Here is a 14,007-nt window from a genome sequence, read left to right as displayed (position 1 = left end):
TAACAAACTTAATGTGCCGATGATGAGCTAATCCGCCACTGAGCGGTGATGAGGGCCACGGATCTGAGGTTCAAAACCCGTATAGAAACAGAACTCCTTGAGAAGCTCAACATGATCTCCGTAGCTTAAGACTACGTGATTTCCAAATCCGATTAAATCGCCAGTTTCGACCTCAACCTGAGTTCTGCATAGTGTTTCATCACCCAGATTGCCTCTCAAAATTCTACCCCTTGCAATTAAAGCTCTTTTACCTCTAAACCTTGCAATCGTTACTATACCCTTCCTTAAAACGCCTTCAATTCCAACACCTTTTCCAGACTCCATGTGAGTTGTTAATTTTACGTATTCGCACATAGATTTTGGAACTGTGCAGTGCGAGAGAACAGCTGTTCTACCAATTCTGTTTATGTTTGCCATCCAACAGGGCTGATTAGTTAAAAGTCTCAAAACAATCATGGTAAAGACCGCTTCCAAGTCCCCTTCACAACCAGCGGGAATCTCATCGTTCAGAAGGTGGAGAGCTAAGCATGCTGTAGTATCTTTTTCCAGAAGATCGAAGCATTTGATTGTCAAAGCATCGAGTTCGTACCTTTCGATAATCTCTCTAAGAGAATTGTAGACGCTGTAAGCCCTTTCAACTCCCTCTCCCTCAACCCTTACATCTTCCAAGCCTATTTCAACGACTTCCAATAAATTTCTAACCCAGTTACCGTCGGTAACTATCCAGTCCGAAACTCCACCTACTATGCCCAACCTAATACCTCTCAACCTTTTTATTGCATTGAAAACTCTCTCGTAAATCTTGATTTTCTCAAGAGCTTTCTCGTCAATGTCTGAATAGAAGAATCTGAACTCTTTAACGGCGTAAGCTTCCAAAACTGCTGGAAGAGAGTTGTAATAGGGTAAAGCCCAGACTACAACTGGCTCATTAACAGCTTCAAGTATCTTTCTTTCTGTTCCTCCACTCGCAACAACAACACAGCTGTAAGGTTCAATTTCGCTAGCAATCTCCAAGCCCAAAGATTCAAGCTTTTCAGCTATCTTTTTTGCTCTATCCCTCTGAAGATCAGAAGTTAGGATGTAGCACTTCATATCAGCAACCTTACCCATCCGACATAAGGTATTCTAAACTTCGCAACGCCAACGATCCACTCCTCTTTAACTGGCTCTATATTCCAATCTGGTGCAAGCTGATCTGGAATACCTAACTTACACATTTTAAACTTAGTGAGGTCGCTTAAGTTAACTTTATCGAAGCGTTTTTCGGTTTCGTTGTATAATAAAACATAATTATATATTAATAAATTTTTTAAATCTTGAATTTTACATGGCTCGTAGTTTGCATCTCCCTGAGTGATGAATCCACTAACCTTCGCTTTAACCTTTACATATCCCAAATACACCCTTCCGTTTATCTTTATTAAAGTCGGTATGTATTCACCTTTATGAACGTAAGCAATTACCCTGTGAATTATGGGTGTTTTGCCATTATCACCGTTTGGATAATAGACTATCACATCACCGTAATCTCCAAACATCTTGTAGTCACTCTTAGAACCGTCTATCCAAGTTACCACTTTACCAACCCTATTCAAGCCAAAGAGTATTATTACATCGCCTTTGTGAATGTGCGGCTCCATGCTACCAGATTGAACGGCAACCATGAATGGCCAAGTACCAGTTATCGCAATTCCTATTCCAATAATAGCTCCAACTATTATAATCGTCGATATTATCTCCCTAGCAATCCCTTTCCAGTCCATGAACGAAGTTAAGAGCTTGAAGTTAAACCTATCGCAAAAGGTTAAAATCCATCCCCTAATTGCCATCCCATGCATGTACTTGGCAGTGAGGGAGAGAAAGCATTTCTACTTGGGAATGAGGCAATCGCAAGAGGAGCTTTGGAAGCTGGTGTAGATGTATTTGCATGCTATCCCGGAACACCTTCATCCGAAATCGGTGATACCCTTGCAAAGGTCTCAAAGCTTTTGAAGGACTTCATGCACGTTGAATACTCAACAAATGAGAAGGTCGCTTTTGAGGTGGCAATGGGTGCTTCCTTAGCCGGTAAAAGGGGAATGTGTGCTATGAAACATGTTGGAGTAAATGTTGCGAGTGATGCCCTCTTCAGCTTCGCATACATAGGTGCGGTAGGTGGATTCGTTCTAGTTACAGCTGACGATCCCTTCATGCACAGCAGTCAAAACGAGCAGGATAACAGGTGGTACGGATTATCAGCTAAGGTGCCAGTTTTCGAAGCGCACAGCGTTCAAGAACTTAAAGACTTGACGAAAGAGTGTTTTGAAATCTCTGAAAAATTTGGACTGCCCGTAATCTTAAGAACTTACACGAGGTTGAGCCATGCAAGGGGAATTGTAAGGCTTGGAAAAATTCCCGAAAAGAAGCTTGAAAAGGTTGAATGGGTTGCAAAACCGGAGAAATTCGTTGTTCTTCCCTCTAACGCAAGAAAGCTGAAGCTAGAACTCGAAAAAAAGCTGAAGAACCTTCAGGACTTCTTGGAAAGATGGGAAAGAAATTGGGTTGAAGACGGAGATAGTAGGCTGGGAATAATAGCGTGTGGTTTGAGCTATTCCTATGTTAAGGATGCTTTGAAGAGATTGAATTTAAATCTGCCAATTCTCAAGCTTTCTTCGATGCATCCTCTACCTATGAAGAAAATTGAAGATTTTGTTACATCTGTTGAAAGAGTCTTGGTAGTTGAAGAGGTCGATCCGATTGTTGAAATCTTCGTAAAAACGTTAACTAAGAACGTTTACGGTAAGCTGACTGGCCATTTGCCCATGCACTACGAATACAGTATACCAATAGTTGAAAAAGCAATTGCAAAGCTGTTGAATATTCCTACAAGGCTAGACTACGACCGCATCGTTGAAAGAGCGAGAGAGATTTCGAAGATTGCGCCTCCAAGACCTCCCGTCCTTTGTCCGGGTTGTCCTCACTCTCCAGTTTTCTACGTTCTGAGAAAGATTGCAAACGAGGTAAAGTGCGCCCTACCAAGTGATATAGGTTGCTACACCTTAGGCTACAATCCACCGTATAGGGCTGTAGAGGTATGCGTTTGTATGGGTGCGAGCGTTGGAGTATCAAATGGCTTAAGCTGGGTGATAAAGGACAAGATAATCGCAACTATCGGTGATTCAACATTCTTCCATGCGGGAATCCCAGCGCTAATTAACGCGGTCTACAATGGAGCAAAGTTCGTTCTCGTAGTTTTGGACAACATGACCACCGGAATGACTGGACACCAGCCACATCCCGGAATAGGTTTGAAAGCTGATGGTAGCGTCGGAAAGGCAATAAAAATTGAGGAAGTTGCAAAAGCCTGCGGCGTAGAATTTGTGGAAGTTGTAAATTCCTACAGTGTTAGGAATGTTGAAGATGCTGTAAGAAGGGCTTTAGATCACGACAGTGTTGCCGTTGTTGTTGCTAAACAGCTCTGTTCAATAGTCAGGATGAGGGAACTCAGGAGAAAAGGAGTAAAGCTGTTACCGTTTGAAATATTACAGAATAAGTGCAACAACTGCGGAGAATGTTACAGAGTTTTCTCATGCCCAGCAATCTACCTAGATGGAGAAAAACCACAGATAGACCCGGCACTCTGCACATCTTGCGGAGTATGCGCGAGAATATGCCCAGAGAGGGCGATAAAGGTTAAGAAATCCTAGATTTTTTCAAATGCATTCTTATTACGTCTTCCCTTTCACTTCTATATATATCCCTAGCACATCCCTCTCCTCTAAGATTTAAACCTCTAAAAATTACAACAGGAATTCCCCAATCTCCCTCACCCATAATTAGGTTTGCAAAGCCGGCAATCTCATCTGCAACGCATTCGACAGTTTTGCTTAAAGGATTTCCGTAAAGATCCACCTTTCCAATCCAATCTCTTAAGACCTGAACTCCCGAAGCACCAATAGCCACACCGACAACTCCCTTTCTGAAGCATCTGCCGTTCGTATCTGTAATAATTATTCCCACATCCTTCCCAGTTAATTCCCTGATTCTCTCCCTTATCCTCCTTGCACTTTCATCCGGATCCTTCGGAGGTAACAATATTACTCCACTCTCAACGTTGCTTCTGTCTATTCCAGCGTTTACGCAGATGTTCCCAAATTTCGCTTTAACAAGTAAAAATGGATAATCTATCAATATTTCATCGCTCTCATCCAAGACAGCCTGAACAAACCTTGCATCTTCTCCTATCCTATTGGCTATTTCAATAGCTTTAGCACTGGGTTTGTATTCATCGAGCCTTGCAATCCTACCTTCTGCTTTCGAAACTACAGTTGAACATATTGCTATCACATCCCCATCTTCAACATCGAACCTCTCGACAATCAGTTTAGCTATATCGTCTCCTTCCTTTATCAACGGAAGCTTTAGACCTACAATTTCCATGAAAAACGTTTTATCAATGCTATACTTTCTTTACGCTTGTACAAAAATGAGGGGAAAATCGCTCGTAATGGAGGCTTTGACAGCAGGATTTTACGTAAACATAACGAGGAGCTTAGCGCCGATATATCTGGCTGTAGTAGGATACGATGTACTCGAGATTGTCAAACTTAACGCAAAGGCTTATCTCTTTGCCACCCTTTTAGCCTACGTTGTTTACAAGTGCAGGCACATTTTCCTCAAGAATCCGAAGAAGTATCTGATAATATTTCACGCTCTAGAAAGAATCTTCTGGGGACTTATACCTCTATCCTACTACCTGAATATCCTTCCAGCATTCTACACGCTCGCAATATGCTTCACAGTACCAACATCGGCACTGATAAATGTTGCAATATTTTCTCTTGATGAGAGAGATGCAAAGAAAACATTGGCTTTGAGAAACTCTTTGGGGGCATTCTCAAACATACTTGGCTCTATAACTTCTCTGATCGTGCTCTACACATTAAGTGGTTACGAAAAGTACACTTACCTCTACGCCTTGGCATCGGCTGTAGGATTTACATCAACGGTCGTTCTGCTGTTTGCGGACATAGGTCATGTAAGACTTAGAGAGATTGAAGAAGAGCTTAAGGTTAAATCTGTCAATGTCTTATTGTTTCTATTGCTTGTAACTTCCTCCTCAGCAATAATAGGTTCCACTTGGACTCCTCATTTAGTCAGCGATCTCAAAGTCGAAGATTACTTTGCAATGCTTATAAGCTTCCTTCAAACTACTACATCCATATTTGCACCGCTCTTCTGGTCTGGTAGAAGTTACAGAACTTACAGGTTTGCAGTAGTCCTTGCTAGCGCAGTCCCGTTCATGATATACACTGTAAACATTCCTATTCTTCATTTGTTCATTGCTATAATTTACACATTCGCATTTAACGGAACAAACATGCTCGCTAGCTTCATATGTGCTGAAATTAAGGGAAGGGAAGTTCCATTTCTATTAACAGCTGTAACAACACTCTCACAGTTCTTCGGAATGATAGTTGCAATTATTGTCGGCACATTTCACTTTATGATGATCTCAGCTTCATTGCTGTTGTTATCAGCTTTGATATTATCGCTTTTAGCAATTCCAGAGATTTCAATAGATGTCGAAAGGGCGAGATTGTACTCAAGGATAGTTTACAATCTGACAATATCGGGCTATTCATTCTCAACCACACTTGCAAGAGAAACCACGTTGCTGGCAATAAGGCTTACAGTCGTATCGTTATCGGTAATTCTGATCATCTTTATATACAGAGTTGCTTACTACTTAAGCCTATGAATCTGCAGGAAGCTGTAATAATGGCCCTCAAGGATGTTGAAGCTCTCATACCCAAGATGATAGTATCTGTAATACTCATATGTTTATTCTTCGTGTTAGGTTACGCCATAAACAGGGCACTCTCAAAGATTTTCGAGGTGTTTAAGGTCGGTGAACTCTTCAAACCTTTAGCGAGACACATCAACATATCCTTTTCATCTCTCATGTTGGCAATTCTAAATGTCGGCATAGCACTCACAGCCCTCTACACAATATCAAGTGTAGCATTTCCCGAAGGAATGGATTACCTAAATATGGCCTTAGAGTATTTTGGTAGAGTCCTAAGTGTGATATTTCTCATCGCTATAGTCTTCGTTGCAGTCAGTAGAATTTCGGAGAAGATTGCGGTTGAAGGGAAGATGAGAGGATTCATGACCCTAATGACATTATTCATCGTCCTAGTCCTCCTAATAGATGTAACAAATCTCACACCCGAGATAAAATCCGCTCTCGCTTGGGGTTTGAGCATTGGAATTGGTATATCGATGGGTGTGTTCAGTGCATGGTTCTTCTTCCACGATATTTTGAGCAAAAAAGGTTAATACATCGTGAACGTATTAACGACAAATGTTGAAGGACAAGCTTACCGAACTTAAGTATAGGCTTGCGGAGAGGTTCGTTCAGAGGGAGGCAGAGATAACAGCTGTACTTGCCGGTCTGCTTTCTGGAGAACCTACAATACTTGTTGGAGAGGTTGGAACGGCTAAAACGGCTTTAATCGAAAATCTAGCCAGCATGATCGATGCTAGGTACTTCTACTACCTCTTAACAAGGTTTACCGAGCCAGATGAGATACTGGGTGTTTTGGATATAAATGCATTGAGGGAAGGTAAGTACGTCAGAAGAACTGAAGGAAAGCTTCCGCAAGCTGAGATAGTCTTCTTGGATGAAATTTTCAAGGCAAGCTCGGCTATCAGAAACATTCTTCTGGACATAATCCTTAACAAGAGAATTTTCAGTGATGGAAGTTACATAAGGTTGCCGATGCTGGCGTTGTATACCGCAAGCAACGAGATAAGTGGCGATGTCGAAGATGCGCCATTCTACGACAGGCTAACAATAAGATGCTTTGTTAAAGGTGTTTCAGAGGATTCATGGGAAGAGTTAATAGAAAAGGGCGTCGAACTAGATTTGGGCGTTGAAAGCGATATCGTTATGAGCGTGAACGACGTTAAAAGTTTGCAAAATGCAGTAATGGAAAAGTTTAGGCAGATTACCAGCAACAGAGATCTAATAAGGAGATATATCGAAGCTCTAGTGAGGTTAAAGCAAAGGGGAGTTAAGATTTCGGATAGGAGGAAAATAAAGGTTCTGAAAGTAGCCTCTGCAATATCCTTCGTTTACGGAGAGAACGATGTTAGCTTAGACTCCTTAGCAGAGGCTTTGAAGCTTACAGCCGTTCACGATGAAGAGGATTTGAAAAAGGTTGAACAGATAATACTCGAGCTTGGACTGAGCAGTTTCTATCAGCACGTGCAGAAGATTCAGGTTGTAACTGCGGAGTTGCAAAACGCCTTAAATGCGAGTCTTAACGGTGGAATGGAAGAACTTAAGATGCTATCGACAATTTACAAGAAAGCATCAACTTTAATGGATGAGATACCGAAGAATCCGAGATTGCTACCGTACATAAGACAGTTCAAGCAGGTTTACAGTAGAGCAGAAGACGTTTTGGAGAGGAAGAAGGCTGAACTCTTCGGAATATGAAGAACAATCTCGTAAACGTTACAAATGATGACTTTATCTATCAGCTGATCGCTCAGAGAATTGAAGGTTATCTGCCAAAAGATCTACAACAGGTTTACAGAACTTGTGAGCAGATTCAACTGATCGCTACAGATTGCTACTTTCTACACTACTCCCTCTACCCTTTCTTGAGATCAAAGAATGAAGACGACGTGCTTGAAGAGGCTAGGAAGTTTTTGCAGGATTACATCTCGAGCGATAGGTATCAGAAGATAAAGATGCTTACGACTTTAGACGATGAGATGAGCCTTGCATACAGCATAGCTTTGGCAAAGGCTGTTATAGGGAAGGTTTTGGGATTGATAAGACTCGAGCACGAAAACCCGTTCGATAACTTGAAGGCTTACGTCGTATGGGCGATGAGGGCTATGGTTGAAGGCGGAGAGATTCCGGCGATTTTGGATTACGCAACCGAATATGCTGAAGAGATGGTCAGAAATGCAAACGATGTTAGGGAACTTATAGGTGGTAAAAGGGCTGGAAAGGAGGAGGGAACGTTCAAGAAAGTTTTAGATTTGGCTGAGCACATGCTTTATGTGAAGTTCATGAGAGATATAGTCTCCTTCTCGAAGAAGCTCTTCAGCCACATTCCAAAAGCGACATACATTCTAAAGAAAAGGGGGAGATTCGGGGAAGAGCTATCCGGTTACAGCCTAACCAAAAGAATAGACAGAGCTTTAGTTAGAGAGCTAGCTCTACCAGAAGAGCTCTTCTTGAAAAAGTTTAGCGGTGAAGGATTTCTAACGAAGGAGAAGCTCAGCATTGCTGAAGGCGCCTATTACATACTCGTGGATAAAAGTGGATCTATGGTTGGTGAAAAAACGGTTTGGGCGAGAAGTGTTGCCTTGGCAATATACAGGATGGCGAGCCTAAAAAGGAGGAGGTACTTCCTCAGATTTTTCGACAAGAAAACCCATCACTTGCTGAGCGATCCGCATGAAGTTGTTGACGCTATTCTAAAGGTTAAGTCAAACGGAGGAACCGACATAACAAATGCCTTAAGAACTGCTGTAAAAGATTTAGTTGAAAGGGGGTTGTCGGATTTGACGAACACAATCGTAATAATAACTGACGGGGAGGATGTAGTTGAAGACCTCTCAAAGGATTTAAAGAAGGCGAACGCAAATCTCATCTCGGTTATGATTCAGGGCGAAAACGAGACCTTAAAAAGCATAAGCGACTGCTACATGAGAGCGGAGTTAAGTGAGGCTGGAGGAATTAAGCTCTTAAAGATTGTTGAAGCTTCTTGATAAGCTCTTCTAAGCTTTTAACATCTTCACTCAAAGCGGAAGCTTTTGCAGATATGAAATCCGATTTTGTTCTCTCTATTGCATTCCTAACGTAATCTACTTTTGGCCTCAAATTTGGAGTTATCTTGTCCGGAAAGCTGAACGTTATGAGGTTATTGTAGATTCTCTCCATAATGCCTATCAACTTCTCGGCCTTATCAAACTCATTTTTTCTGAGTAAATCAAGTATATGTCTTCTAATTTCTCCAACAGCATCGGCTAAACCAGTTAAGATCGGAGCGAACTCCACATCGAGTTGGCTTAGATCAACGTCGATATCGTAATTTTCAACGATATGCCTGAAGACGTAAGCTTCAACTAACTCTTGCATGGCATCGAATGTTACGGGGTAATAAACGTCTGGATAGACTTTATACTCCTTAACCTTTTGAAGTATTTCCATCGCATTTCTTAGGTATTCGTCAGCCTTCTTAAAATCGCCAGCATGAATTGAAGCTATGGCTTTTGTGGAGTTTATTCGCATTTCTCTAACAAGCTTAAGTAACTCTTCTCTAGCTAACTCTTTCTCTTCGAGCTTAGATCTAACAAAATCCAAAAATTCTTCAATCATAAATAAAAGCAAAAGAAAGAGAGTTACTCCTTCTTAGCCAAAATTATCTCAATCGCTGAGACGTTCGCAGTTCCCTGCTCGCTCTCGATTTGCTCAGTTGAGATCTTTATGTCCTTGACATCGACATCTGGCAAGAATCTTTTTCTGACGATCTCTGCTACATCGACTGCCCTACTTATCGCCTTTCCTCTCGCCTTAATTGCTACCTCCTTTGCGCCGTTGTTGAACTGCGTCAGCACGGCCAACACGTAGTTCATTACCGGCTTGTTCCCAACAAACACCGCATTCTCTGCCATTCTTATCACCTGCTCAAGAGCTTGGGAAAGGTTATATTAATCTTTCGTATGCCTTACAGCATGAAGGAGTTCATAGTACTTCTGGCGGTATTCCTCCTATCAACTTACATCGGCTACCAATGGGCTGCAAGCCATCCCGATCAAGCTGAAACCTTTATAAAACAGATTTTCGAAAGCTTATCGTTTGTCAAAGATCTTCCACAGGCAATGATATTTGCTGTAATCTTCGTTAATAATACCGTCAAGAGTTTTGTAAACATGTTACTTGGCCTAGCTTTTGGTGTAATCCCTGTTCTGTTCATAGCCATCAACGGGTTCACAATAGGTGTCGTTTCTGCCGTTGTTTCAAAGAATGTTGGATTGTTGAAAGTGCTATTGATGCTAATACCTCACGGTATACTTGAGATCCCAGCCGTTTTGATTGCATGCTCTTACGGATTGAAGCTGGGTATCGCCACGTTGAATAGGGCTAGGGGGGTGAGTGTTGACATAAAGTTTGAGATTAAGAGGGCCGTTAGAGCTTACTTGAAATACGTCATGCCGATGCTACTCGTAGCGGCCTTTATAGAGACCTACGTAACTCCTATAATCAGTCAAATTTAATTTTCCTTAATCCAGAGAAGAGCACGACGGTACTCAAAAACCTAGCTCTGGGAATGGGATAATCTCCGTATCTAACGACCATACCATCGTTCAAACTTTCGACAAAGCTTATGCTTGCGAACAGACCATCCATAGTAATTTCATCGGGATTTCCGGCAAAAACTATAAGAGAGCTCTTGGCAGATTCAATGTCCCCATTGAAGCTGAGATTTCTCACGGCATCTTTCACCATCTCAACCATCCTCTGAGTTCTCAAAGCCAAGAGCTGACTTCTCTTCATGAAAAATTTAAAAATAGGTATACTACGCTTAGATTGACCTAAAACGGTAAATCCATCCCTTGCTAAGGCATTGAATAGATCTGAAGTGTCTACAACAACCTCACCAGCAACCCTCCTCTTCAAATCGATCTCACCAACCCTTGCGAGAATGTTCAGCGCTTCGACTGTTTCATTCACGCTCTCTTCCCTTGTCAGAAGAAGGTAATCTGAAAACTCCTTCAAACTTTTAATTCTCCTTCTCAACTCTCCAGAATCAACATTCTTTAAGCTCAAAACACCCAATACCATCACAGGATCATCCAAAACCTCTCTAAGCTTGCGACTCAACTCAATCGTGACGTTAAAATCTTCCTCCTTAATGGACGTTATGAGCATAGCTCCCTCGTGAATTTCGTATCTGCTCATTATCTCGTTAATGATTCCAGTAACGTCCGAGTTCTTGGGAAGGTAGAACTTATTCTTCTCATCCAGCTTTATTTTACTAACATCGTTCAGATTATTTAGAACAGCATAACACCTGAAAAGAGGAATTCGATTGACCTTAACCCCTCTTTTATACAAAAGACTGGAAATTTCCGCCCCTTTAGTTCCCACGCCTATCGTAAGAAGTCTCATCTTTTGAAATCTTTCTGGGTTAACTAATAATATTTACTGTTAAAGCGAAATAGATTAATCATGTGAAGTATCACAAGATTCGATGGACAAAAAAACGATTATAAAGAAGTTCGCTGTCTACGGCAGGAACATTCATCCGTTAGCAGTTGAAGTACTCATAAAAAACGTCGATCATCACAATTTAGATAGCTTGATAGCCCACATATGCAAAACAACCAGCAGCTTTGTTATATCACGTGAAGAAGTTGAGAGAGCTATCAAAAGTTTTAAAACAGCCCCCACAACCAACGATGTAAAAAATGTTGATGATAAACCTAAACAGGTCGTTAGAAGTCAGGAGAATGTAAGCGTAAAGGATGTTACCGGCAGATCGACATGTGAGGGTGGAATAGAAGATTTCTTAGCCTACTTCAACTCCCGCTTTGAAAAGTTGAGCGCACTCGTGAGAAGAAGAATAGGTGGTGTTAGGATTTCTTCTCTTCCCAAATTTAAGAACGAGCAGGTTGAAGTTGTAGGAATGGTCAAGGACGTTAGGGATTACGGTGAGTTTGCCGTTTTTGATTTGGAAGATAAAACGGGTGTTGTCAGCGTATTTGCTGGAGAGAAATTGAAAGAATTGGCATTGGAGCTTTTGGGAGATGAAGTGGTTGGAGTAATTGGTGTGTACAGGAATGGTAGAATATATGCTGATAGGATAATATTTCCAGATATCCCGATGAGGGAGAGGGCAAAGAAGGACTTCGGTATAGTCTTCATATCCGATACACACTTTGGAAGCAAAGAATTTCTTGAGAAGGAATGGGAAGTCTTTACGAAGTGGCTGAGCGGAGAAGTTGGAAATGAGAAAGTTGTCGATCTCGCGAGTAAGATAAAGTACGTCGTTATTGCTGGGGATATAGTCGATGGAGTTGGAGTTTATCCGGGGCTGGAGAACGATCTTACTATTACGGACATATACGGTCAATACCAGTACGCTGCGGAGCAGTTGGACAAGATACCCAAAGACGTGAAAGTCATACTGTCCGTAGGTAATCACGATGCCATAAGACAGGCAGAACCTCAACCAGCTTTGCCGAAGGAAATAAGAGATCTTTTCTCAAACAATGTTATTCACGTTGGTAATCCAGCTCACGTCGATTTGGATGGCTTGAAAGTTTTGATTTATCATGGAAGGAGCTTGGATGACGTAATAACTAAGATTCCAAGACTCAGCTACGAGAAGCCGCACGAAGCTATGATAGAACTTCTTAAGAGAAGGCATCTCTGCCCGATATATGGTGGAAAAACTCCAATAGCGCCGGAGAGGGAAGATTGGCTCGTAATAGATGAAGTTCCAGACGTTTTGCATTGTGGTCACGTTCACACATACGGTGTTGGATTTTACAGGGGTGTCCTGGTTGTTAACTCAAGCACATGGCAAGCTCAAACCGAATTTCAGAAGAAAATGAACTTGAATCCCATGCCGTGTAACGTGGCAGTTTACTACAATGGGGAAGTGGGGAGGTTAAGATTTTGCAAGTAGCTTTTCAATTGGTAAATAAACAACTTCAACTCCAGCTTCCTTCAAAAGTTCTAAACCCCTTTTATCCGCATACTCCTTTCCGTAAACCACCTTCTTTATCCCAGCGTTGATTATCATTTTGGCACATGTGATGCAAGGACAGTGCGTTGTGTACATCGTAGCTCCATCGATGCATATTCCGAACTTCGCAGCTTGAATGATTGCATTTTGCTCAGCATGCAAACCCCTACAGTTGTGAACTATAAACGATTCCGTTACGAATGACTTATCTTCTTCAACCTCCAAGTTGTAAACCTTACCCTCGTAAAAGTCCATCTTTACGTAAGAAACTGGAGTATACAGCTTTCCGTTTTTAATGTATCTCGTCTTCAACTTTGGATTCTTGTTTATCCTCAAGCGATACATTACCGATTTAACACCCTTTCGTGGAGGCGAACTATCGAGAGTTGGTAGCATGTTCAGTCTTAGGCAGATTTGATACATCTGAAGTGCTAAAGTTTTTGAGGCTGTAACTCCTCTGACATCAACAGAATTATCATATCCGTCTCCTTCAAGCCATCCCCTAAGCATGTAGGACTGCAATTTTGGTTTTACCCTCATCAACTCTGCTGGAATCCTCTTCGTATACGCGTTCCCACCAAACAACCTTTCAAAGATTGTTGCAAGTATCTTGGAGGAGTATCTTACAAGCGTCGATTGCTTTCTCGTGTAAATGTTTGGCTTCAGATTGAACGTCTCTCTCATAACGTTTTCTATTCTCTCAACGATTTCAGATTCCTCGACGTTCAAACCAAAGGCAATTTGGTTTCCTGATGTGCAACCCTCAGCCAAGTAGATTCCAAAGAGCCACATCGTATCCTTATTGATTTCTATTTCTGCGGGAATGTCCTTACTCGGAGAGTCACCTGAATGTAGCATCCCATTCCTAACTATCACGTATCCTCTGGGCGATCCTCCATTTACCCAATTCCAAGCTACACTCCTGCTGATACCGTAAACTTTCTCGATGTAACTGTATGTCTTTCCAGAATTCTTAGCTCTAACAACATCGTAATAAACTTTAGGAGGATTTTCAATGTACTTCGATAGGTCAAGCGATTTTAAGTTTTCAACTGTTGTGTCAAATCCAAACACGACTAAATCACCTTTGTTCAAAAGTATTGCCGGTATCCAGTCCTCTTCGTAGCTTTCGAAAAATCTCTTACATCTTTCTCTAAGGATGCTTTGGCACGATTCCTTACAGATCGTCTTCCCATCGATGCATTTTACAGTCTTTACTGCCAAAACTTCGTGTTCTGGTGTCAGC

Annotated in this window: 13 protein-coding genes and 2 pseudogenes; 7 read left to right on the top strand and 8 right to left on the bottom strand. The window is 41.6% G+C overall.

Annotated elements, in window-relative coordinates:
- Positions 1 to 27: 27 nt before the first annotated feature.
- Entirely contained in the window at positions 28 to 1,092 is a 1,065-nt protein-coding gene (locus ARCPR_RS02060) for a hypothetical protein (RefSeq protein ID WP_148208655.1), read from the bottom strand.
- The gene (locus tag ARCPR_RS02055) at positions 1,089 to 1,763 is read right to left on the bottom strand and encodes a S26 family signal peptidase (protein WP_048084704.1); all 675 of its coding nucleotides are present in this window, start codon (positions 1,761 to 1,763) and stop codon (positions 1,089 to 1,091) included. Before ARCPR_RS02055 ends, ARCPR_RS02060 begins: the two co-directional genes overlap by 4 nt.
- A gap of 69 nt (positions 1,764 to 1,832) precedes the next feature.
- Between ARCPR_RS02055 and iorA the strand changes: the two genes are divergently transcribed.
- Positions 1,833 to 3,686: an indolepyruvate ferredoxin oxidoreductase subunit alpha gene (gene iorA / locus ARCPR_RS02050; protein WP_012939811.1), complete on the top strand. Its 1,854-nt coding sequence runs from the start codon at positions 1,833 to 1,835 to the stop codon at positions 3,684 to 3,686.
- Here iorA and cofE read toward each other — a convergent pair.
- The gene (gene cofE, locus ARCPR_RS02045) at positions 3,673 to 4,419 is read right to left on the bottom strand and encodes a coenzyme F420-0:L-glutamate ligase (RefSeq protein WP_012939810.1); all 747 of its coding nucleotides are present in this window, start codon (positions 4,417 to 4,419) and stop codon (positions 3,673 to 3,675) included. The two genes, iorA and cofE, sit on opposite strands and share 14 nt — an antisense overlap.
- 16 nt (positions 4,420 to 4,435) lie before the next feature.
- Here cofE and ARCPR_RS02040 point away from each other — a divergent pair, with 16 nt between their 5' ends.
- Genes ARCPR_RS02040 through ARCPR_RS02025 form a run of 4 tightly spaced genes read left to right on the top strand, consistent with a single transcriptional unit; the run spans position 4,436 to position 8,775 of the window.
- Complete coding sequence (locus ARCPR_RS02040) at positions 4,436 to 5,740, top strand: hypothetical protein (RefSeq protein ID WP_012939809.1); 1,305 nt, start codon at positions 4,436 to 4,438, stop codon at positions 5,738 to 5,740.
- Positions 5,737 to 6,321: a hypothetical protein gene (locus ARCPR_RS02035; RefSeq protein WP_012939808.1), complete on the top strand. Its 585-nt coding sequence runs from the start codon at positions 5,737 to 5,739 to the stop codon at positions 6,319 to 6,321. The genes ARCPR_RS02040 and ARCPR_RS02035 overlap by 4 nt, the downstream gene beginning before the upstream one ends.
- 25 nt (positions 6,322 to 6,346) lie before the next feature.
- Positions 6,347 to 7,486: an AAA family ATPase gene (locus tag ARCPR_RS02030; RefSeq protein ID WP_012939807.1), complete on the top strand. Its 1,140-nt coding sequence runs from the start codon at positions 6,347 to 6,349 to the stop codon at positions 7,484 to 7,486.
- Positions 7,483 to 8,775, top strand: a complete 1,293-nt coding sequence (locus ARCPR_RS02025) for a vWA domain-containing protein (protein ID WP_012939806.1) — start codon at positions 7,483 to 7,485, stop codon at positions 8,773 to 8,775. Before ARCPR_RS02030 ends, ARCPR_RS02025 begins: the two co-directional genes overlap by 4 nt.
- On the opposite strand, the gene ARCPR_RS02020 is transcribed toward ARCPR_RS02025, so the two are convergent.
- On the bottom strand, positions 8,744 to 9,385 hold the full coding sequence (locus ARCPR_RS02020) for a translin family protein (protein WP_012939805.1): 642 nt from the start codon (positions 9,383 to 9,385) through the stop codon (positions 8,744 to 8,746). The genes ARCPR_RS02025 and ARCPR_RS02020 overlap by 32 nt on opposite strands.
- 23 nt (positions 9,386 to 9,408) lie before the next feature.
- Entirely contained in the window at positions 9,409 to 9,681 is a 273-nt protein-coding gene (gene albA, locus ARCPR_RS02015; RefSeq protein ID WP_012939804.1) for a DNA-binding protein Alba, read from the bottom strand.
- A gap of 60 nt (positions 9,682 to 9,741) precedes the next feature.
- Between albA and ARCPR_RS02010 the strand changes: the two genes are divergently transcribed.
- Positions 9,742 to 10,284, top strand: a complete 543-nt coding sequence (locus tag ARCPR_RS02010) for a stage II sporulation protein M (RefSeq protein ID WP_048084315.1) — start codon at positions 9,742 to 9,744, stop codon at positions 10,282 to 10,284.
- Here the strand turns inward: ARCPR_RS02010 and ARCPR_RS02005 are convergent.
- Positions 10,271 to 11,179, bottom strand: coding sequence for an FtsZ/tubulin family protein (locus ARCPR_RS02005; RefSeq protein WP_012939802.1), 909 nt, complete (start codon positions 11,177 to 11,179; stop codon positions 10,271 to 10,273). The genes ARCPR_RS02010 and ARCPR_RS02005 overlap by 14 nt on opposite strands.
- An 82-nt stretch (positions 11,180 to 11,261) precedes the next feature.
- Between ARCPR_RS02005 and ARCPR_RS02000 the strand changes: the two genes are divergently transcribed.
- Complete coding sequence (locus ARCPR_RS02000) at positions 11,262 to 12,701, top strand: DNA-directed DNA polymerase II small subunit (RefSeq protein WP_012939801.1); 1,440 nt, start codon at positions 11,262 to 11,264, stop codon at positions 12,699 to 12,701.
- Here ARCPR_RS02000 and ARCPR_RS10180 read toward each other — a convergent pair.
- Positions 12,684 to 12,932 (bottom strand): annotated as a pseudogene (locus tag ARCPR_RS10180) (deoxycytidylate deaminase); the annotation flags it as partial. The gene ARCPR_RS02000 and the pseudogene ARCPR_RS10180 overlap by 18 nt on opposite strands.
- Before the next feature lie 3 nt (positions 12,933 to 12,935).
- A pseudogene (locus ARCPR_RS10175) lies at positions 12,936 to 13,016 on the bottom strand (hypothetical protein); the annotation flags it as partial.
- Positions 13,017 to 14,007: the final 991 nt, after the last annotated feature.

Origin of the sequence: Archaeoglobus profundus DSM 5631 (genome assembly GCF_000025285.1) — an archaeon.
GTDB classification, from domain to species: Archaea; Halobacteriota; Archaeoglobi; order Archaeoglobales; family Archaeoglobaceae; genus Archaeoglobus_B; species Archaeoglobus_B profundus.
The sequence above is the reverse complement of the archived record's forward strand: the minus strand, read 5'-3'. Positions and strand labels throughout refer to the sequence as shown.